This window comes from Listeria sp. LM90SB2, assembly GCF_028867355.1.
Lineage (GTDB): Bacteria > Bacillota > Bacilli > Lactobacillales > Listeriaceae > Listeria > Listeria monocytogenes_B.
This window is the reverse complement of record NZ_CP046449.1, coordinates 1307580-1327207: the sequence shown is the minus strand read 5'-3', so window position 1 is coordinate 1327207 and position 19628 is coordinate 1307580. Positions and strand designations below refer to the sequence as shown.

At 37.4% G+C, this 19628-nt stretch carries 14 protein-coding genes; 1 reads left to right on the top strand and 13 read right to left on the bottom strand.

Going from position 1 to position 19628, the window contains the following annotated elements:
• Positions 1–18 precede the first annotated feature (18 nt).
• The 9 genes from GL301_RS06610 to GL301_RS06570 all read right to left on the bottom strand — a co-directional run bounded on the left by GL301_RS06610 (position 19) and on the right by GL301_RS06570 (position 9992).
• Positions 19–1314 carry an arsenic transporter gene (locus tag GL301_RS06610; RefSeq protein WP_010958885.1) on the bottom strand — a complete coding sequence of 432 codons (1296 nt, stop codon included), beginning with the start codon at positions 1312–1314 and terminating at the stop codon, positions 19–21.
• Between the two features lie 143 nt (positions 1315–1457).
• Positions 1458–2792 carry a type I glutamate--ammonia ligase gene (glnA, locus tag GL301_RS06605; RefSeq protein ID WP_003723435.1) on the bottom strand — a complete coding sequence of 445 codons (1335 nt, stop codon included), beginning with the start codon at positions 2790–2792 and terminating at the stop codon, positions 1458–1460.
• A 70-nt stretch (positions 2793–2862) separates the two neighbouring features.
• A complete protein-coding gene (locus GL301_RS06600; protein ID WP_003719570.1) occupies positions 2863–3231 on the bottom strand; it encodes a MerR family transcriptional regulator in 369 nt (122 codons plus the stop codon).
• A gap of 201 nt (positions 3232–3432) precedes the next feature.
• Positions 3433–4659 (bottom strand): methionine gamma-lyase family protein, encoded by a 1227-nt coding sequence (locus tag GL301_RS06595; protein WP_003727505.1) that lies wholly within the window; start codon positions 4657–4659, stop codon positions 3433–3435.
• Positions 4652–5875: a GTPase HflX gene (gene hflX, locus GL301_RS06590; RefSeq protein ID WP_015084731.1), complete on the bottom strand. Its 1224-nt coding sequence runs from the start codon at positions 5873–5875 to the stop codon at positions 4652–4654. Before hflX ends, GL301_RS06595 begins: the two co-directional genes overlap by 8 nt.
• A gap of 110 nt (positions 5876–5985) precedes the next feature.
• Complete coding sequence (hfq, locus tag GL301_RS06585; RefSeq protein WP_003719566.1) at positions 5986–6219, bottom strand: RNA chaperone Hfq; 234 nt, start codon at positions 6217–6219, stop codon at positions 5986–5988.
• Positions 6220–6340: 121 nt separating this feature from the next.
• Entirely contained in the window at positions 6341–7258 is a 918-nt protein-coding gene (gene miaA / locus GL301_RS06580) for a tRNA (adenosine(37)-N6)-dimethylallyltransferase MiaA (RefSeq protein WP_003726658.1), read from the bottom strand.
• A 126-nt stretch (positions 7259–7384) separates the two neighbouring features.
• Positions 7385–9061: a glycerol-3-phosphate dehydrogenase/oxidase gene (locus GL301_RS06575; RefSeq protein ID WP_003723738.1), complete on the bottom strand. Its 1677-nt coding sequence runs from the start codon at positions 9059–9061 to the stop codon at positions 7385–7387.
• 232 nt (positions 9062–9293) lie between these two features.
• Positions 9294–9992: a glycerophosphodiester phosphodiesterase gene (locus tag GL301_RS06570; RefSeq protein ID WP_003726657.1), complete on the bottom strand. Its 699-nt coding sequence runs from the start codon at positions 9990–9992 to the stop codon at positions 9294–9296.
• Between the two features lie 212 nt (positions 9993–10204).
• Here GL301_RS06570 and oatA point away from each other — a divergent pair, with 212 nt between their 5' ends.
• Positions 10205–12091 carry a peptidoglycan O-acetyltransferase OatA gene (gene oatA / locus GL301_RS06565; protein WP_003727507.1) on the top strand — a complete coding sequence of 629 codons (1887 nt, stop codon included), beginning with the start codon at positions 10205–10207 and terminating at the stop codon, positions 12089–12091.
• Between the two features lie 32 nt (positions 12092–12123).
• Here the strand turns inward: oatA and inlK are convergent, their stop codons facing one another.
• The 4 genes from inlK to parE all read right to left on the bottom strand — a co-directional run bounded on the left by inlK (position 12124) and on the right by parE (position 19545).
• Positions 12124–13944 carry a class 1 internalin InlK gene (gene inlK / locus GL301_RS06560; protein WP_061108588.1) on the bottom strand — a complete coding sequence of 607 codons (1821 nt, stop codon included), beginning with the start codon at positions 13942–13944 and terminating at the stop codon, positions 12124–12126.
• Between the two features lie 627 nt (positions 13945–14571).
• On the bottom strand, positions 14572–15039 hold the full coding sequence (locus tag GL301_RS06555) for an S-ribosylhomocysteine lyase (protein WP_060586962.1): 468 nt from the start codon (positions 15037–15039) through the stop codon (positions 14572–14574).
• 82 nt (positions 15040–15121) lie between these two features.
• Positions 15122–17581, bottom strand: coding sequence for a DNA topoisomerase IV subunit A (gene parC, locus GL301_RS06550; protein ID WP_010958880.1), 2460 nt, complete (start codon positions 17579–17581; stop codon positions 15122–15124).
• Complete coding sequence (gene parE / locus GL301_RS06545; RefSeq protein ID WP_003727510.1) at positions 17578–19545, bottom strand: DNA topoisomerase IV subunit B; 1968 nt, start codon at positions 19543–19545, stop codon at positions 17578–17580. The genes parC and parE overlap by 4 nt, the downstream gene beginning before the upstream one ends.
• Between the last annotated feature and the right edge of the window lie 83 nt (positions 19546–19628).

Genomic DNA, 19628 nt, shown 5'->3' with positions numbered 1-19628 from the left:
ATTCTGGTACAGGGGGTTTTAATTCCAAATAAGCAGTGAAAAATATAGTCCGACGAGCGTTATGAATAAAACTGGAATAGTAATCACAATGCCAATTTTGAAATAAGAGCCCCAGCTTATCTTTATCCCTTTCTGCGCTAGAACATGTAGCCAAAGTAAAGTTGCTAGCGAGCCAATTGGTGTTATTTTCGGACCTAAATCAGAACCAATGACATTTGCATAGACTAACGCTTCTTTCATCACGCCTGTAAATGACGTATGATCGATTGCAAGTGCATTTATCATTACTGTTGGCAAATTATTCATGACAGAAGACAGTATTGCAGCAATAAATCCCATTCCAACTGTTCCCGCAAATAAACCAAAGTGCGCAACATATGTAATTGCTTCTGATAATAATTTTGTGATACCGACATTTTGCAAACCATATACAACTACATACATACCAACCGAGAAAAACACAATATTCCAAGGTGCTCCTTTTAAAATAGCTTTTGTCGAGACCGCATGACTTTTTGCACTGACTAACAAAAAGATAACAGCAACTAGCAAGGCAATAAATGACACTGGAATATCTAAAAAACTACTCAAAAAATAGCCTGCTACAAGGATGATAAGTATTCCCCAAGAAACACGAAACATCTTTTTATCTTTAATTGCAGAAGCCGGCTCTCGAATCACTCGCGTATCATATTTTTTAGGTAATGCTTTCCGAAAATAAAAATATAAGATTAAAATACTCGCAACTAAAGAGAAAAGCGTTGGAATCCACATAATAAGCGCATACTGCGAAAAACTAATGCCGAAAAAATCAGCCGAAACTATATTGACTAAATTACTAACTACGAGCGGCAAGGACGTCGTATCTGCTATAAAACCGCTAGCAATAATAAATGGAAATACCTTTTTCTCATCAAAATTCAGCGCTCGCACCATCGCTAGAACAATTGGTGTCAAAATTAGCGCCGCCCCGTCATTAGCAAACAACGCAGCAACGAAAGCTCCCAAAATAGAAATAAGAATAAACATTAATAACCCATTACCTCTTGCTAATCGCGCCATATGTAAAGCCGCCCACTCAAAAAAGCCAATTTTATCTAAAATCAATGAAATAATTATAATAGCAATAAAAGCGAGCGTCGCATTCCAAACAATTCCAGTAACTGTTGCGACATCTGATAAAGTGACGACGCCAAGTAATATGGCAATTAGCGCACCTCCGCAAGCTGACCATCCGATTGATAATTTTCTTGGTTGCCAAATCACAAAAAATAATGTGAAGGCAAATACTAAAATAGCTAAAGTAATCTGCATTTCTTCCCCTTTCTCTAATGAAAACCTCCCTTTCACTAGCACATTTTTAAATATATGCCTCTATTTGCCAAACATCAAACATTTGAAACCGATTTTCCAATAAAAAAGCACGTTTCCATCTATAGGAAACGTGCTTTTGACTATTAATAAATTTCAAGATATTGTTCGCGTTCCCAAGGGTGAACTGCTGTGCGGAACATATCACACTCAATTGTTTTTGCTTCAATAAAGTGTTCGAAAATGTGCTCACCTAAACCAGCTTTGATAATATCGTCTTTTTCAAGTTCGATTAAGGCGTGGCCCAAGCTTTCTGGTAGATCATAAATGCCAGTTGCTTCACGTTCTTCTTCGTTCATGCCGTAAATGTTACGATCAACTGGTGCCGGAGGAGTTAATTCATCTTTAATTCCAGATAAACCAGCTTTAAGTAGTACCGCCATTGCTAAATATGGATTAGCAGATGGATCGACGCTACGTAATTCAAGACGAGTGCTTAGTCCACGAGAACTTGGAACACGAACAAGCGGGCTACGATTTTTACCTGACCACGCAATGTAACATGGTGCTTCATATCCTGGAACCAATCGTTTGAATGAGTTAATGGTTGGATTTGTAACAGCTGTATAGCCACGGGCATGTTTTAACATCCCTGCTAAGAAATGATAAGCTGTTTGGCTCAATTCTAGTTCTCCGCTTTCATCGAAGAAAGCATTTCCTTTTTCATTAAATAGTGACATATTGAAATGCATTCCAGAACCATTTACACCAAAGAGCGGCTTCGGCATGAATGTTGCGTGTAAACCATGTTTACGAGCAATTGTTTTTACGACTAATTTAAATGTTTGGATGCTATCACACGCTGTAACGGCGTCTTCATATTTAAAGTCAATTTCGTGTTGTCCTGGTGCCACTTCATGGTGAGACGCTTCGATTTCAAAGCCCATTTCTTCTAATTCAAGCACAATATCGCGACGACAGTTTTCACCTAAGTCGGTTGGTGCTAAATCGAAGTAACCACCACTATCATTTAGTTCAAGTGTCGGACGACGATTTTCATCTAATTTGAATAGGAAAAATTCTGGCTCAGGTCCTAAGTTGAACTCTGTGAAACCTAGTTCTTCCATTTCTTTAAGTACACGTTTTAAGTTAGCACGTGGGTCTCCAGCAAAAGGAGTCATGTCAGGATTATAAATATCACAAATCATTCTTGCAACTTTTCCTTTTTCAGCTGTCCAAGGGAACACAACCCAAGTGTCTAAGTCTGGGAATAAATACATATCAGACTCTTCAATTCGTACAAAGCCTTCAATGGAGGAACCATCAAACATGATTTTGTTATCTAGTGCTTTCTTTAGTTGGCTAACAGGAATTTCCACATTCTTAATAATCCCGAGGATATCCGTGAACTGTAAACGAATAAATTTTACATTTTGTTCATCTGCGAAGCGGAAAATGTCTTCTTTTGTATATTTTGCCATAATCTAAATTCCTCCTAAATAATCTAATTATATTAACTTCTAAATAAAGTAAATACCTCTTCTTGTCTTTTTAAAACCTTGGTAATTGTTGTTTCCCTGTCGCATCTTGCTTTACAAAGCGACCAGCTTGTTGCATTTCTTTTCTAAGTATTTTGCGCACATCATCGTCTGTCAAAGGTTCTTTAGATTCTTTTTGCTGCATTTGATACATTTTCTTAATTCCCGCAATATTCAGACCATCATTCAAATAATCTTTTATCTCTAGCAAAACATCAATGTCTTGAAGTGAATACAAACGGTGATTTCCTTGATTTCGTGCCGGATGGATTAATCCTTGGTCTTCATAGTAGCGAATTTGTCTAGCGGTGAGATCAGTTAGCTTCATCACAGGCCCAATTGGAAACAGCGGCATCGATCTCCGGATTTCCTTTTCACTCACGACAATTCCCCCTCAAAACATAATTATTTTTTGATGATAGTAGCATTATAATGTACGTCAGATGTTTTGTCAAATTTATGTAAGATAATCTAACATTATCGTTAAAGCGTTGTATACCAATGTATTCCGCATAAAAAAACCGCGATTAAAACCATCGCGGTAAAAATTAAAAATATTTTTTTGCAAATAAATGTTACTTTTTTATACTATTTTTTGGATTGCTCGAGTAACTGCAATTTTGATGTGTTCATAGGTCAAACCGCCTTGAACATAGAGTTGATAAGGTTCTCTAATAGGTCCATCTGCTGTTAGTTCCAAACTAGCGCCTTGTATAAATGTCCCAGCTGCCATTATCACGTCATCTTCATAACCTGGCATATATGCACCGATTGGCAAAACATGCGCATTAACCGGCGAGGCTGCTTGAATAGCTTGCGCAAATGCAACCATCTTCTCTTTGTTATGGAAGGAAACGCTTTGAATTAAATCAGTTCTTGGCGCATCCCAAACTGGGTCAGCTTCTACACCAAACTCCGCAAGCATGGCGGCTGTGAATCGTGCTCCTTTAATTGCCTGAGCTGTCACATGAGGAGCTAAAAAGAAACCTTGATACATTTCTAATAAACTATAGAGTGATGCACCTGCTTCTCTGCCAATTCCAGGTGTAGTTAAGCGATAACCACATAAATCTACTAATGCTTCTTTTCCTGCAATATAACCGCCTGTTTTCGCTAAGCCACCACCAGGATTTTTGATTAATGAACCCGCGATAATATCTGCTCCAACTTCTGGCGGCTCCTGATATTCCACGAATTCTCCGTAACAGTTATCTACAAAAACAATTACTTCCGGATTGATATTTTTTACAAATACAATCATTTCTTTAATCTTTTCTATTGTAAAAGAAGGTCTATCCGCATAACCTCGTGAACGCTGAATTCCAATCATCTTTGTTTTTGGCGTCATTTTTTTCGCTATTCTTGGAAAGTCTACATCACCATTTTCCAGAAGCGGCACAGAGCTATAACCAATATGAAAATCTTTTAAAGAGCCCTGTCCTTGCTTTCGTATTCCTACAATTTCTTCTAACGTATCATAGGGTTGACCAGTAATATAAAGTAATTCATCATCCGGGCGAAGGATGCCAAATAATACGGTTGAAATTGCATGGGTTCCTGAAATTATTTGTGGACGAACCAGGGCCGCCTCTGTCTTAAATACAGTCGCATACACACGTTCTAATGTATCTCTACCTTCATCATCATAACCATACCCAGTGGAAGGATGAAAATGAAAATCACTCACTTTATTCTCTTGAAACGCATCTAAAACTTTCGCTTGATTAAATTCAGCAATTTCGTCTGTTTTATTTTGCAAATCATCAATTTGTGTTTCCACCTTTTTTCGTATCGCTTGAATATTATTCATTATTTAGCTCCTTTCTCGGTTTGTACCCCTCTAAGTGGTAACTCTGTTTACTTTCAATATATTCTAGTTTCGTTACCCACGCTTGTTGCTTTATTTGCGCTAATTCTTTTCCTTTTTCTTCTGAAAGTTCTAGTGTAAAGAAAGCCCAATTTTTTTCAATTAATTGGATCATTCGCTGTTTAATCGTATCAGGAGCCTCTTGATCTAAAGCTGATATAAGCAAATTTTCTGGTTGATCGGGTACAAACGTGGCTGGTGCTTGATCCATTTTATTGTAAATGACTAGTGTTGGTAGATGGTTCATTTCAAGTTCCTCTAATAAAGAAATTACCGTTGTTTCGTGTTGCAAATAGTCTGGATTTGATGCATCAACTACATGAATTAACACATCTACATTGGCAGTTTCCTCTAAAGTAGAGCGAAAAGCTGCAATTAAAGTCGTTGGCAAATCTTGAATAAAACCAACTGTATCTGTCAAAAGCGCTTGAAATCCACCCGAAAAGCGAATTTTTCGTGTGGTTGGGTCAAGCGTTGCAAATAATTTATCTTCTTGTAATGTTGTTTCATTCGTTAGACGGTTGAAAATAGTTGATTTCCCTGCATTTGTGTAACCAATTAAACCAAACCGAAAAACGGATTGTATATTTCTTCGTTCAATGATTCGCTTGCGGTGTTGTTCAACATGTGTTAATTGCGCTTTGATATCATGCATTTTTTCGCGAATATGGCGTTTGTCCATTTCTAGTTTGGATTCACCAGGCCCTCTTGAACCAATACCTCCTCCAAGTTTTGATAAGGAAACACCTTGTCCGCTAAGTCTTGGTAACAGATATTTATATTGCGCGTATGCGACTTGCAGTTTTCCTTCTTTGGATTTTGCGCGCATGGCAAATATGTCTAAGATTAACTGTGTTCGGTCAATTATTCGCGCATCAACCGCCTTAGAAATATTGCGCACTTGAGTTGCACTAAGTTCACTATTAAATATAACAACGTCCGCCTCATGCATTTCCACTAAAGTAGCAAGCTCTTCCAGTTTACCAGAACCAATGAACGATGCTTGATTTACTCGTTCTAATTTTTGAATTAATTCATCTACTACTTCACCGTTTGCCGTTTTAGCTAAGCTATGTAGTTCATTCATGGAATTCCAGAAAGCTTCTTCTGTTTTATTTGGCAAAATCACGCCTACAAGTATTATTTTTTCTCTTTCCACATGCATTTCTCCCTTTTTCAGACAAGACTAATCGTAGCATATTTTCTGCATAAAAAAAAGACATGAAACATCGCAAAAAAAGCGAGTTCCCTGCCTTTCAAGTAAAGTACTTATTCCGCATCAGGATTTAAAGCGACATTCTTCTGCGGGGAGAAAGTTGAAATTGCGTGTTTAAATACAAGCTGTTGTTTTCCTTCGACATCTAGTAGTACGGTAAAATTGTCAAAACTTACAACACGTCCTCTTAACTGAAAACCATTTGTTAAAAATACAGTTGCAAGAATTTTTTCCTTACGCAATTGATTTAAGTAATAGTCCTGTAACCCTTGTCCACCTTGTTTCATAATTTCCCTCTCCAATCTCTATCTTATACTAAAAATTTCCCAAACCCCAATGAAGTTCCATTGTGCAATTGGTTGGCTAATTTCAAATACCCTTTATTTCTTCTTACCAAACAGAAAAGCGTTATTTAGCTGTTAAAAAGGTTGTTGCTTTATTTAATGCTTCTGATTCTGTACTGCTAACACCCGCCTGAATCCAGTCAATATCCATTCTATTTCTAAACCAGGTTAACTGTCTTTTCGCGAAATGCCTTGAGTTCTTTTGAATTAATTCTTTTGCTTCTTCTAGTGAGCTCTTTCCTTCAAAATAAGGAAATAATTCTTTGTAGCCGATGCCGCGAACTGCTGGAACATCCACTAAATGTTGCTCATATAATTTTTTTGCTTCTGTCACTAAACCTTCTTCAAACATTAAATTCACTCGCTGATTAATTCTTTCGTAAAGTAACGCTCTGTCCAAATCAAGTCCTAGAAAGAGTGGTTGGTATCTATCATTAAGTACATTATTCACTTGATACTCTGAGAAAGGCTTTCCTGTTAGATGCATCACTTCTAATGCTCTAATCACTCGGCGCTTATTGTTTTCGTGTATCTGTGCTGCGCTTTCTGGATCTTTTTGTTCGAGCATTTGCCACAATACAGTTTTGTCTAGTTGTTCTAATTCCGCTCGATAAGCCTTATCTTCGCTTACGTTACCAAAATCATAATCATAGAAAACAGATTGAATATAAAGTCCTGTTCCACCAACAATAATTGGTAGCCTACCAGCTTGATGTATTGTTTCTATACATTTTCTTGTTTCTATTTGGAATTTCGCTGCAGTGAATGGTTCGGAAGGATTCGTCACATCAATAAGATAATGTTTGATTCCATCCATTTCTTCTGGTGTGATTTTTGCTGTACCGATATCTAATCCACGATAAACTTGCATAGAGTCACCACTGATGATTTCTCCGTCCAATTTTTTCGCTAGTTCAATACTTAAACTTGTCTTTCCGACAGCGGTTGGGCCAACGATGACGATGACAGGAATCTTGCTCAAAAAAAAACCTCCTTTTCACCTGTAATCAATGTACCATGAAAAAGGTTTCTTGAAAATAGTGAAAATGATTTTTTCCAGAAAAAAAGCGCAAATCCTTGAAAGATTTACGCTCTTTTCGAATTTTAATTATCTATCGTGCCAATCAGCTGGTTCTCTAGCATCATTAATTTGAATATTTAATTCCTCGATATAGGTTTGTTTTACATCGTCGCTCCAGTGGAATTGTTTAGCCATTTCATCCACAACAGCGTCTTTCCATTCAAGTAAGTATGGCATATCGAAAAGCAAGTAGCCAGTGCGACGTAATAAGAAATCGATTGGCGTTGTCACTGCTTCGTGTTGAATCGAGTAGCGTAGTTCAGCATACAAACTGTTTGGTAAAGTGGTTTCGTTTTGTTCTTTATGTTCCTGTGCATAAGTAAATAATTGATCGATATTACTACCGAAACGTTTAGCCATCTCACGACCTTCTTCTAAAGTCCAGCCGAAACGATTATTACCTTCTTTCGCTTTTTTAGATAGGAAAGCTTCTAATTGTTCTGAGCCACCAATGTCACCACCAGAAATTGGTAAATGTTTTGTTTGAACTGTTTTGTACTTTTTACCAGTTTCTTTCGCTAATGTTTTTGAAACGTCATCTAATAATTTTTCGGCCATTTTTCTGTAACCAGTGAGTTTACCACCTGCCATCGTGATTAAGCCACTTTCAGAAAACCAAACTTCATCTTTACGTGAAATTTCAGATGGATCTTTTCCTTCTTCATAGATAAGTGGACGAACCCCAGCCCAACTTGATTCAATATCTTTTTCGGTAATATGCACATCAGGGAACATATAATTAATCGCCTTAATCACATAATTATGATCAGATTCAAGTGCTTTTGGATTAATTACTGCTTCGTCGTACACTGTATCCGTCGTTCCAACATACACTTTTTTATCGCGCGGAATAGCAAAGACCATCCGGCCATCAGGTGTATCAAAGTATACTGCTTGTTCCATCGGGAATTTTTGTTTATCAATAACCAAATGAATTCCTTTTGTTAAGCGTAAATGTTTGTTGTTTGTTGCATAATCTAATTTTCTTACTTTATCTACCCAAGGACCAGCAGCATTAATAACACGATGTCCTTTAATATCGTATGCTTTGCCCGACAAACGATCTGTTACGGTTACACCAACTACTTGTTTATTGTCATCATATAAGAAATGCTCTGCTTTTGTATAGTTAATAGCATTCGCTCCGAGTTCTACTGCTTTTTTCATAACTTCTATTGTTAAACGCGCATCATCCGTGCGGTATTCCACGTAGTAACCAGAACCTTTTAAACCGTCTTTTTTCACGAATGGATTTTTGGCTAATGTTTCTTTTGCGCTTAAAATTTTACGTCGTTCATTTTTCTTTACCCCTGCTAAATAGTCATATAAACGAATACCAAATGAAGCGGTAGTTTTACCCATATTGCCGCCTTTATGGAATGGGAGCATCATCCATTCAGGAGTCGTTACGTGTGGTCCATTTTCGTAGACTATCGCACGTTCTTTTCCTAAATCTGCTACTTCTTTAATTTCAAATTGTTGTAAATATCTTAATCCACCGTGGACTAATTTTGTTGAACGGCTCGATGTTCCGCTCGCGAAATCACCCATTTCAACAAGTGCGACACTCATACCCCGTGAAGTGGCATCTAAAGCGATTCCTGCCCCTGTAATCCCGCCGCCGACGATGACTAAATCAAATTTTTCCTCTTGAAGATTTCTTTCGATTGTTTCTCTGTCAAACGCTGAAAATAATTGTACCATTTTGTTTGCCCCCTTCAAATTGTTTACCGTCTGAATTATGCCTTCTTGGTTACTTTTCCACTTTTCAATCTAACTGAAACGCTTTAAGTTTAAAAACAAAAAAAGAGACTGCAAAGTAAGACGATTGCGCTCGCCTTTTGCAGTCTCTCCGAATCTCAGACAATAATATTTATTAACTTACTATGATTATATCTTTTAACGATTTATAATGAAAGCGTTTTGCTCATGGAGGTTATTTATTATTTCTTAGTGCCACTGCCTTTTCAGGAAAATCAGTCATCATTCCTTTAACATTGGCATCTATAAAATGCGTGATAGTTTCCTCCTTATTCACCGTCCAATAGCGTGCTGCGATTTGCTTTAAAATCGGGTTTTTCATTGCTTTTACTGGTGGATGCACTGCATCAAGCTGAATTTTTTCATGTAATGGCAATACTTCATCTAAGTTTTCATGTGTAATTAAAGCTAGTCTGGCAGTAGGATCTAAATCTCTCAGCCGAATGAGAGTATCTGGGTTAAAGGAAGAATACATTCGTTTGACTTCGGGAAATTTATCCGCTAATGCTAAAACTTTTTGTTCGATTCCTTCATATTCAAAGACATCCGTTTTCAACTCAATGTTTAGTATCATATCTGTGCCACTCACCAACTTAAAAATTTCTTCCAAAGTTGGCACACGGATTTTACGGAAAAGCCGTTTACCAATCACTAATTTTTTCACTTCTGAAAGTGTGTAATCTTTTAAAAAGCCAGACCCATTTGTAGTCCTATCGACGCGTTCATCGTGCATGACGATTAATTCGCCACTTTTCAAAACATGAATGTCTAACTCGATACCATCCGCACCGGATAAAATCGCTGCTTTCATAGCTGGTAGTGTATTTTCTGGATGCGTCCCACTACTGCCTCGATGGGCAAAAATTTCCGTCAAAATGCTTCCCCCCAAACTATTTACTTATATTTACTATAACAAAAATAAGCAAATATACTCAAATTTTTAAAATCTATCAATTAATTCAGCATTTTAAATTACTTCTTGATTTATGTGTGGTATTATAGTATGGAGCTAAAAACAGATCTCTTTACTATCTCTGTCTAGGTTTACACACACATATTTACTTATCACAAATAGGAGATGTTATTTTGAAAAGGACTACTCGCTACAGTAGAAAATATGTTCCGAGTATTGATGGACTTCGAGCACTCGCAGTTATTGCTGTAATCGCCTACCACTTGAATTTTAGCTGGGCTAAAGGTGGATTCATCGGCGTAGACATATTTTTCGTCTTATCTGGTTACTTAATTACAAATATTTTATTAACACAATGGGAAAAAAATCAATCACTTCAATTAAAGCAATTTTGGATTAGACGTTTTCGGCGACTCATTCCTGCTGTTTATGTAATGATTGTAGTCGTTGTCATCTATGCCGTCTTCTTCCATCCAGAAATTTTAAAAAACTTACGCGGCGATGCAATTGCTTCTTTCTTTTATGTAAGTAACTGGTGGTTTATTTTCCACAATGTTTCTTATTTTGATTCATTTGGACTTCCATCACCACTTAAAAACTTATGGTCACTAGCCATTGAAGAACAATTTTATTTAATATGGCCCGCTTTTTTACTGGTATTTCTCAAATGGGTAAAAAATCCAAAACTATTATTAAAAATCGTCATTGGCCTTGGCCTTCTCTCCGCAGTTTGGATGACGATTTTGTACGTTCCTGGGACAGATCCAAGTCGTGTTTATTACGGTACGGATACGAGAGCATTTGATTTGCTAGCAGGTTGTGCACTTGCATTTGTCTGGCCTTTCAATCGCCTTAGTCCTGTAGTTCCAAGGAAAAGTAAGGCAGTTCTCAATATTGCAGGAACAATCAGTATTTTATGTTTTATTCTATTCACAGCTTTTGTAAGTGAATATCAACCTTTCTTATATCGCGGTGGCTTGTTATTCGTTGCAATTCTCGGCGTTATCATGATTGCAACTATCTCACACCCCGCCTCTTATCTAAGCAAGATTTTCAGTTTTAAACCACTTAGATGGATTGGAACAAGGTCTTACGGTATTTACTTATGGCATTATCCAATTATAACGTTGACAACACCTGTACTAGAAATTACTCAACCTAATATATGGCGAGCTATCCTACAAGTTGCCGCTACTTTTATTATTGCTGAGTTATCGTTCCGCTTTATTGAAACTCCCATTCGAAAAAATGGTTTTATCAATTATTTTAAAGGCTTCAAAGATAAAAACTATTTCATTTGGAAAAATAAACCTGTTGGTAAATGGTTGAGTATCGCTGGTGTTGTTGCTGTTTTAGCAATATTTACACTTGGTATGTCAAACGTTCTTTCCGTCAATACCAATGCAGAAAAACAACAAACGTCTGTTAAAACAACCACCTCTACACCAGACGAGAAGAAAGATGATAAAAAAGACAAAGAAGATAAAGCTACTAAAGAAAAAGAAGACTCCAAAGAAACGGACGCAAATAAAGCTAACGGACAAAACCAAACACAAGTGCCAGACAACAAAAATAAAACAGCCGCCACGCCAAAAACAATGATTACACAAACAGTGGCGATTGGTGATTCAGTCATGCTTGATATTGAACCATACTTGAAAGAAGCCGTTCCTAATATCACAATTGATGGTCTAGTTGGACGTCAATTAAGAGATGCTATTACAACCGCTACTGGCTATAAGAAATTCAACAGCGAAAATAGCTCCGTTATTCTTGAACTTGGTACAAATGGTCCCTTCACAGAAGAGCAATTAAATGATTTATTAGATCAATTTGACAAAGCAACGATTTATTTAGTTAATACGCGGGTTCCTCGTGGTTGGCAGTCTGATGTAAATAAAAGTATTGCCAATGCTTCATCACGACCTAATGTAACTGTTGTTGATTGGTATTCAAGATCTAGTGGTCAATCTCAGTACTTTGCTCCAGATGGTGTTCATTTAACTAAATCTGGTGCTCAAGCTTATGTCGCCATGTTAACTAGCGTCATGAATAAATAACTATCCGCCCTTAATTGGGCGGATAGTTATTTTTATTTTTTCCTAGAAACAAACCAGCTTAAGCTAATTAGTAAAAATCCTACTGTTGCACCTGCTACAGGCAAGGAATCCCCTGTTTTAGGTAAAGCCTCTTTGCTTGTTTCTGCTTTAGCTTTTTTCTCATTTACAGTTAAAGATGGAATTTTGTGACTTGGCACTTCTGGTTTATTGACGTTTGGTTTGATAACCGGATTAGGTGTTGGGCTTGGGTCCGGTGTTGGATCTGGTGTTGGTGTTGGATTTGGCGTCGGATCTGGTGTTGGATTTGGCGTTGGGTCTGGTATTGGTGTTTCTTTTTCAACAATAACCGTCACTTGCACTGGCAAAGCTTTTTGTAAATCATTTTCTGCGTTTAGTGTAACGACATATTTTCCTGGTTTGGAAAGATCAACAACAGTCGCAAAATCACTTGTAATCGCTGTTCCATCATTTGTTTTCGCTTTGATGTCTGCTAAAAATTCTGCTTCTGTTTTAGATGTATCCACCTTATAAGTGATTTTTTCATCTGCCGTAATCGCTGTCTTCTCTTTAATTGTTACGTTTACTTGAACTGGGGCTGCCTTTAATCCAGAATTATTCTCAGATTGTAAAGTAACTGTGTACGTTCCAGGAGTCTTGAAATCTACTTTATCAGCGAAATCACTTGTAACAGTTGATCCGTCATCTGTTTTTGCATGAATATCTGCTAAAAATTCTGCTTCTGTCACTGGTTGATTTTCTATATATGTTTTTCCACTGTCAGCTGAGATGTTTACAGAATGGTCGACAGTGAAGTAATGATCATAGATAGGTACAGATATATTGTACGCCCCACCATTTTTAAACTGATCAGGAATATTATAAGTTTGAGAACTCAAATCGATTTTCGCGTTGTACTCCATTTTTTCAAGATTATCAAAATCTGCTTTACTTACATCACTTACTGTTAAGCCATCACTCGTAATTGTTAGGCGATTGCCATTTACTTGTTTCTCATTCATTGCAAAGTAAGTGTCGCTGCCTGCAGTTGATTTTACGAAATCTGGTACATAGCCATCATAATTAACTGTTCGTTCCGTCATCAAGCTGAATGGGACGTATAATGTTTGCTTTTCTGCATTATAAGTTAATGCACTACCTTTAATATCGGAGTTAATTAGTTTTTTACCCCCTATAGTTTGGGAAAATGCATACAGTTGATTCAATTTAGGGAAATCTTCTATACCTCGATAATCATGTACTCCGTCAAATTGAATATTTAAGCTCTTAAGTTCTGGCAATGTTTTAAGTGGCATGATATCCGTTATTGCACCATTATAACTAAGGTCAATACTATTTACTTTAGGAAGTGTGTTTATTTTAGTTAAAATAGAATCATCATGTGCACTGTGCGAAATATCCAGTAGAGTTAAACTCGTCAGCCCACTTAAATTTGGAATTTTATCGGAAGTAACATCTGTTCCCATAATGCGTAATCGTTCAAGATTACTCAACCCGCTTATTGGATTATAGTTTGTTGCATGAATATTATTTATGGTTAAATCTTTTATATTATGGGCATATTCAATACCTGTCAAATCAGTAACATTTATATTCGCTAAAGTAATATATGTTAATGAATCCATTTGTGCTTCGGTAATATTCGCTGTACTCGATTGTCCTAATAATCCATTTAAGTACGCTTTAAATGTTGAATCTGGAATGTTCACATTATCCTGACTTGCTTTTAATCCAGTTTGCTCTGCAGCAAATACCGGGAATGTTGTTTGCGATACGGGGACAGCGAGTACTGCAAAGCATACCCCAATTTTTACGATATTTGATTTTACTGACATAAGTTATTACCATCTCCACTCTGTTATATTCGCCTAGTAAATTTTAAGAGGTATCCTTAAAAGAAACTTTATGATGTAATTATAGTCTCCTCAGCATATGAGACCAATAGACAAAATGTGTACAAAAATGGTTGAAAAAGCAAAATTTAGTATCTTTTTAGGATTTTTCTATTCACATCTCCTGATTTTATGCGGTTTTTATTTGGCATTTAAACTAGTAAAAAAAAAGGCTATTTTTGTCGAATTTTTGTCGAAATGAAATCATAATTTTTTTATAAGCTATTTTATAGATAAAAAACTATCCACTCGAGAATTTTGAGTAGATAGTTTTTTATTTATTTTTACGAATAATTATAATAACTATGAATCCTACCACTGCGATAGTTGTTGGTACTAATTTTTCTGTTTGCGTTGATTTGACTATACTAGTTTTCAAAACAGAGATGGCTGTATCTCCAGAACATTAGAATCAGATAGACTGATCTGGGCAAATCACAAAAAATACAAGTGATTGCATGGCAAGTCTCCGTTAGTATTCCATACGACATTTAAATTCGTTATTAATTTTGATAAAAATATGTTATTTATAAAAAGCATCTACCGGTATTCCGATAGATGCTTTCATTTTTATTCAGCAAATACATTTTTCCATTCGTCTCGTTTGTCTAAAAATTCTGCTGCAAGCGCTTTTGCACCTTCTAAACTATGGCTTGCTGCCCAACCGCATTGGACTTCATTGCATGCAGGAACTTCTGTCGCAGCTAAAACATCCGTTAGTGTTGTGGCGATGATTTCTAGTGCATCATCATAGTCGCTATGATTAATGAAGGAAACATAAAAGCCAGTTTGGCATCCCATTGGACTAATGTCTACTAATTTGTCAGTATGATTTCTTGCAAGTTCTGCCATCAAATGTTCTAAAGAGTGTAGCGCTGGCATTTCCATATGTTCTTTATTGGGTTGTTTGAAGCGAACATCATATTTGTATATTTCATCTCCATGGACGCCCACTTTCGTTCCCGCCAGTCTCACAAAAGGTGCTTTTACTTTCGTATGGTCCAAATTAAAACTTTCTACATTCATTTTTTCTGCCATGCGTATCCCTCCTCTTATTCTTTGTTATTATATCAAAAAAAAGAATCCTTGCATATTTCTATACAAGAACTCTTTTTCTTCCTTATTCATCTTTTGCATCTGAGGTATCTTTTATTTCGGGTATTGCTAGCCAAATAGAAGTTGGTTCGCCTTCCATTGTTTCATCGAGTACGAAGGATCCGTTAGAATAGCGATCCGTTATTCGTAGATTGGCAACGTCTATTTCAACAATTTGGTCTGTGTTTGTTTCGATAAATAGGTGGTCGTTATTATCAGCAAGAGTTATACCAATGAAGCGATGTGGATTGCTTTTCAGTTCGCGTAACATCAATAAGCCACGTTTCGCTCTTGAGATTGGTTCAAATTCGCTTGCTTTCATTTGTTTGAGTGAGCCACGTTGTGTGGCAAGAAGAATATGTTTTTGTTCGTTCGGCATAAGGACTATACCGCCAATAACTATATCATCTTGTTTTAAGTTAATCGCTTTTACACCCGCTGTTCTTGCACCTGATTCTGGAATTTCAGTAATAGAATAACGAAGGCCGTAACCATTTTTGGTTGCTAAGAAAATATCTTCTGTGCCATCAATCAAATGAACATTTAACAGCTCATCGTCACCTTTTAATTTAATTGCCATCATGGATTTAGAATAGCGTTGTGGTTTGTAATTCGTAATAGCTGATTGCTTGGTCATGCCGTTTTTAGTAACGAATAAAAAGCGTTTTTCTTCCGTAAAGGCTTGAATTGCAATAGCAGAACGGATTTCTTCACCTGCCGATAAATCACTGGCCAAGTGACTTACGTGATCTCCGAGGTTTTTCCAGCGAATATCTGGCAACTCATGTACTGGTCGATAAATGAAATTCCCTTTGCTCGTGAATAACAGGAGCGAATCAAGTGAATTCATTTTTTGGATAAAGACGGCATGGTCTGCTTCTTTCATGGCTAGTTCCGCACCGTTTGATGCTGCATAAGAACGTTGGCTTGTGCGTTTCACATAGCCTTCTTTTGTCACAGAAACAATCACATCTTCATTCGCAACAAGTACTTCTGTATCGATTTTGATTTCTGTAATTTCTGCTTGCACTTCTGTACGGCGAGCAGTTTTATATTTTTTCTTAATTTCCGCTAGCTCTTCTTTTAACACAGCGATAAGCTCTGCTTCATCACCTAGGATTTTTTCAAGAACACTAATTTGTTCTGCTAAGGATTTTGCTTCACTTTGAAGTTCATGTATATCTGTATTTGTTAAACGATAAAGTTGTAAAGATACAATTGCTTCTGCTTGTTTTTCGCTGAAATCATATTTTGTTTGAAGATTTAGTTTTGCATCGCGTTTGTCTTTTGAACCACGAATTAATTTAATGACTTCATCTAAAATAGACAAAGCTTTAATTAAACCTTCTAAAATATGTTGGCGAGCGCGCGCTTTACGAATATCGTATTCAGAGCGCTTCGTAATAATTTCTTTTTGGTGTTCAATATAAGCGTCAAGCATTGGGATAATGCCCATTAGCTCCGGACGTTTTTTATTGATAGCAACCATGTTAAAATTATAGCTTACTTGTAAATCTGTATTTTTAAACAGGTAGTTCAAAACACCTTCAGCATTGGCATCTTTTTTTAGTTCAACAGCAATACGAAGTCCTGTGCGGTCGGTTTCATCACGTACTTCTGAAATACCTTCAATTTTTTTCTCAATTCGAAGTTCATCCATGCGTTTAACTAAATTAGCTTTATTTACTTCATATGGAATTTCATGAATTGTAATTTGTTTTCTACCGCCACGAATATCTTCAATTTCTGTTTTAGAACGAACGACAACGCGTCCTTTTCCAGTTTGATAAGCTTTTCGAATACCATCAATCCCTTGAATAATCCCACCTGTTGGGAAATCTGGACCTTTGACAATTTTCATAATATCATCCGTTGTGGAAAGTGGGTTATCTAATCGTTTAATAACAGCTTCGATGATCTCTGTTAAATTATGCGGCGGAATATCTGTTGCATAACCAGCGGAGATACCGGTAGAACCATTCACTAAAAGGTTTGGAAAACGTGCTGGTAAAACAGTTGGCTCACTAGATGTATCATCAAAGTTAGGAATAAAGTCAACTGTTTCCTTTTCAATATCGCGTAAAAGTTCTGCTGATATAGGAGAAAGGCGAGCTTCTGTATAACGCATTGCTGCAGGCGGATCCCCGTCGACACTACCGTTATTACCATGCATTTCAATCAGCATATTACGTACTTTCCAGTCTTGACTCATCCGTACCATTGCTTCGTAAACTGAAGAGTCACCATGTGGATGGTAGTTACCGATAACGTTTCCGACCGTTTTAGCAGATTTACGGAAACCTTTCTCAGCAGTATTTCCTTCGACATTCATCGCGAATAAAATACGACGTTGTACAGGTTTCAGTCCGTCACGAACATCTGGAAGCGCACGTTCTTGAATAATATATTTACTATATCTACCAAAACGGTCGCCCATAACTTCTTCTAGCGCTAAGTCTTGGATATGTTGTTCTGGATTACTCAAATGTCTTTCGCCTCCTCAACCATCATGTTTTCATTTTCTAAAATATTTTGGCTATCTTCCATAGAAAACTCGACATGCTTTTCAATCCATTGTCGTCTTGGTTCTACTTTGTCGCCCATCAGTGTGGCCACGCGGCGTTCAGCGCGTGCAGAATCATCTACCCGTACACGAATTAACGTGCGCGTATCAGGATTCATCGTTGTTTCCCAAAGTTGGTCAGCATTCATCTCACCAAGACCTTTGTATCGTTGAATCATGTAGCCTTTACCAATTTTTTGGATGGCAGAGTCTAATTCTTCATCTGTCCAAGCATATTCGATTACTTCTTTTTTACCAGAACCACGGCTTACTTTGTAAAGTGGGGGTAAAGCAATAAATACTTTACCTGCTTCCACTAGTGGGCGCATATAACGATAGAAAAAGGTTAATAGTAATACTTGAATGTGCGCGCCATCGGTATCGGCATCGGTCATGATAACTACTTTGTCATAGTTACAATCCTCGACATCAAATTCGGTACCAACGCCTGCACCTACTGTATGGATAATCGTGCTAATTTCTTCATTTTTTAAGATATCTTGTAGTTTGGCTTTTTCTGTATTGATTACTTTTCCTCGAAGTGGCAAAATTGCTTGGAAACGACGGTCACGACCTTGTTTAGCTGATCCTCCCGCCGAGTCACCTTCGACTAGGTAAAGTTCATTTTTATTAGGATTTCGCGATTGTGCCGGTGTTAACTTTCCAGAAAGAAGTGTTTCGGAACGTTTCTTTTTCTTGCCGTTACGTGTTTCTTCGCGCGCTTTTCTGGCAGCTTCTCTTGCTTCGCGGGCTTTAACAGCCTTTTTAACTAGAAGAGAGCTTGTTTCTGGGTTTTCGGCAAGGAAGTAAGCTAAATGTTCTGCTACAACTGCATCAACCGCCTGACGAGCTTCTTGCGTCCCTAGTTTTTCTTTCGTTTGACCTTCGAATTGAAGGATTTTTTCTGGAACACGAATAGAAAGTACAGCTGAAAGACCTTCACGAATATCGCTACCTTCGAGATTTTTATCTTTTTCTTTCAAAAGATTCACTCGACGAGCATAGTCGTTGAAAATCCGCGTCATGGCAGCTTTCATTCCAGATTCATGCGAGCCTGCTCCGCGAGTTCGAACGTTATTAACGAAACTCAAGATATTTTCAGAATAACCATCATTGAATTGGAACGCCATTTCTACTTCAATGGTCGCATTTTCCCCTTCAAAGCTAGCTACAGGATGAAGCACATCTTTACCTTCATTAATATATTCAACAAAGTTTTTCACACCTTCTTCAAAGTGGAAAGCCTCTGCCATGCCAACTCGTTCATCAATTAATTCAATTAACATCCCTTTTAAAAGGAACGCTGATTCTCTTAGACGTTCTGATAAGGTTTCATAGTTAAATGAAGTCGTTGGAAAAATTGCTGGATCTGGCTTAAAGCGAATCGTTGTCCCAGTAGCTTTTGATTTTCCGATTTTTTTCAGTGTTCCATCTGGCTTTCCGCCGTCTTTAAATTTTTGTTGGTAGGTTGCGCCGTCACGATTAATTGTAACTACTAACCATTCAGAGAGCGCATTTACAACGGATGAACCAACACCGTGAAGCCCACCACTTGTTTTATATCCGCCTTCTTGGCCGAACTTACCGCCGGCGTGAAGAACAGTTAAAATAACTTCTACCGTAGACTTACCTGTTTTGTGCATCCCAACAGGCATCCCACGACCTTCATCGCTAACACTAACACTGCCATCCACGTGAAGTGTCACAACAATTTTCTTACCAAAACCTGCAAGGGTCTCATCGACCGAGTTGTCCACTATTTCATATACTAAATGGTGCAGCCCGCGTACATCTGTTGAACCGATATACATCGCTGGGCGTTTCCGGACCGCTTCCAGTCCTTCAAGCACCTGAATAGAATCATCATTATACTCATTCCGATTCATATTTCAAAACTCCCTTCATTCCGTCAATCTACAACTTTCACGTTGTTATTCGCTTAAAACCACCTTATCAGAATAGCATTAAC

Coding starts and splice junctions, on each gene's coding strand:
- inlK (WP_061108588.1), bottom strand. CDS start 13,944: ATGTCAGTAAAATCAAATATCGTAAAAATTGGGGTATGCTTTGCAGTA.
- GL301_RS06610 (WP_010958885.1), bottom strand. CDS start 1,314: ATGCAGATTACTTTAGCTATTTTAGTATTTGCCTTCACATTATTTTTT.
- GL301_RS06595 (WP_003727505.1), bottom strand. CDS start 4,659: ATGAATAATATTCAAGCGATACGAAAAAAGGTGGAAACACAAATTGAT.
- parE (WP_003727510.1), bottom strand. CDS start 19,545: ATGAATCGGAATGAGTATAATGATGATTCTATTCAGGTGCTTGAAGGA.
- glnA (WP_003723435.1), bottom strand. CDS start 2,792: ATGGCAAAATATACAAAAGAAGACATTTTCCGCTTCGCAGATGAACAA.
- GL301_RS06575 (WP_003723738.1), bottom strand. CDS start 9,061: ATGGTACAATTATTTTCAGCGTTTGACAGAGAAACAATCGAAAGAAAT.
- hfq (WP_003719566.1), bottom strand. CDS start 6,219: ATGAAACAAGGTGGACAAGGGTTACAGGACTATTACTTAAATCAATTG.
- GL301_RS06555 (WP_060586962.1), bottom strand. CDS start 15,039: ATGGCAGAAAAAATGAATGTAGAAAGTTTTAATTTGGACCATACGAAA.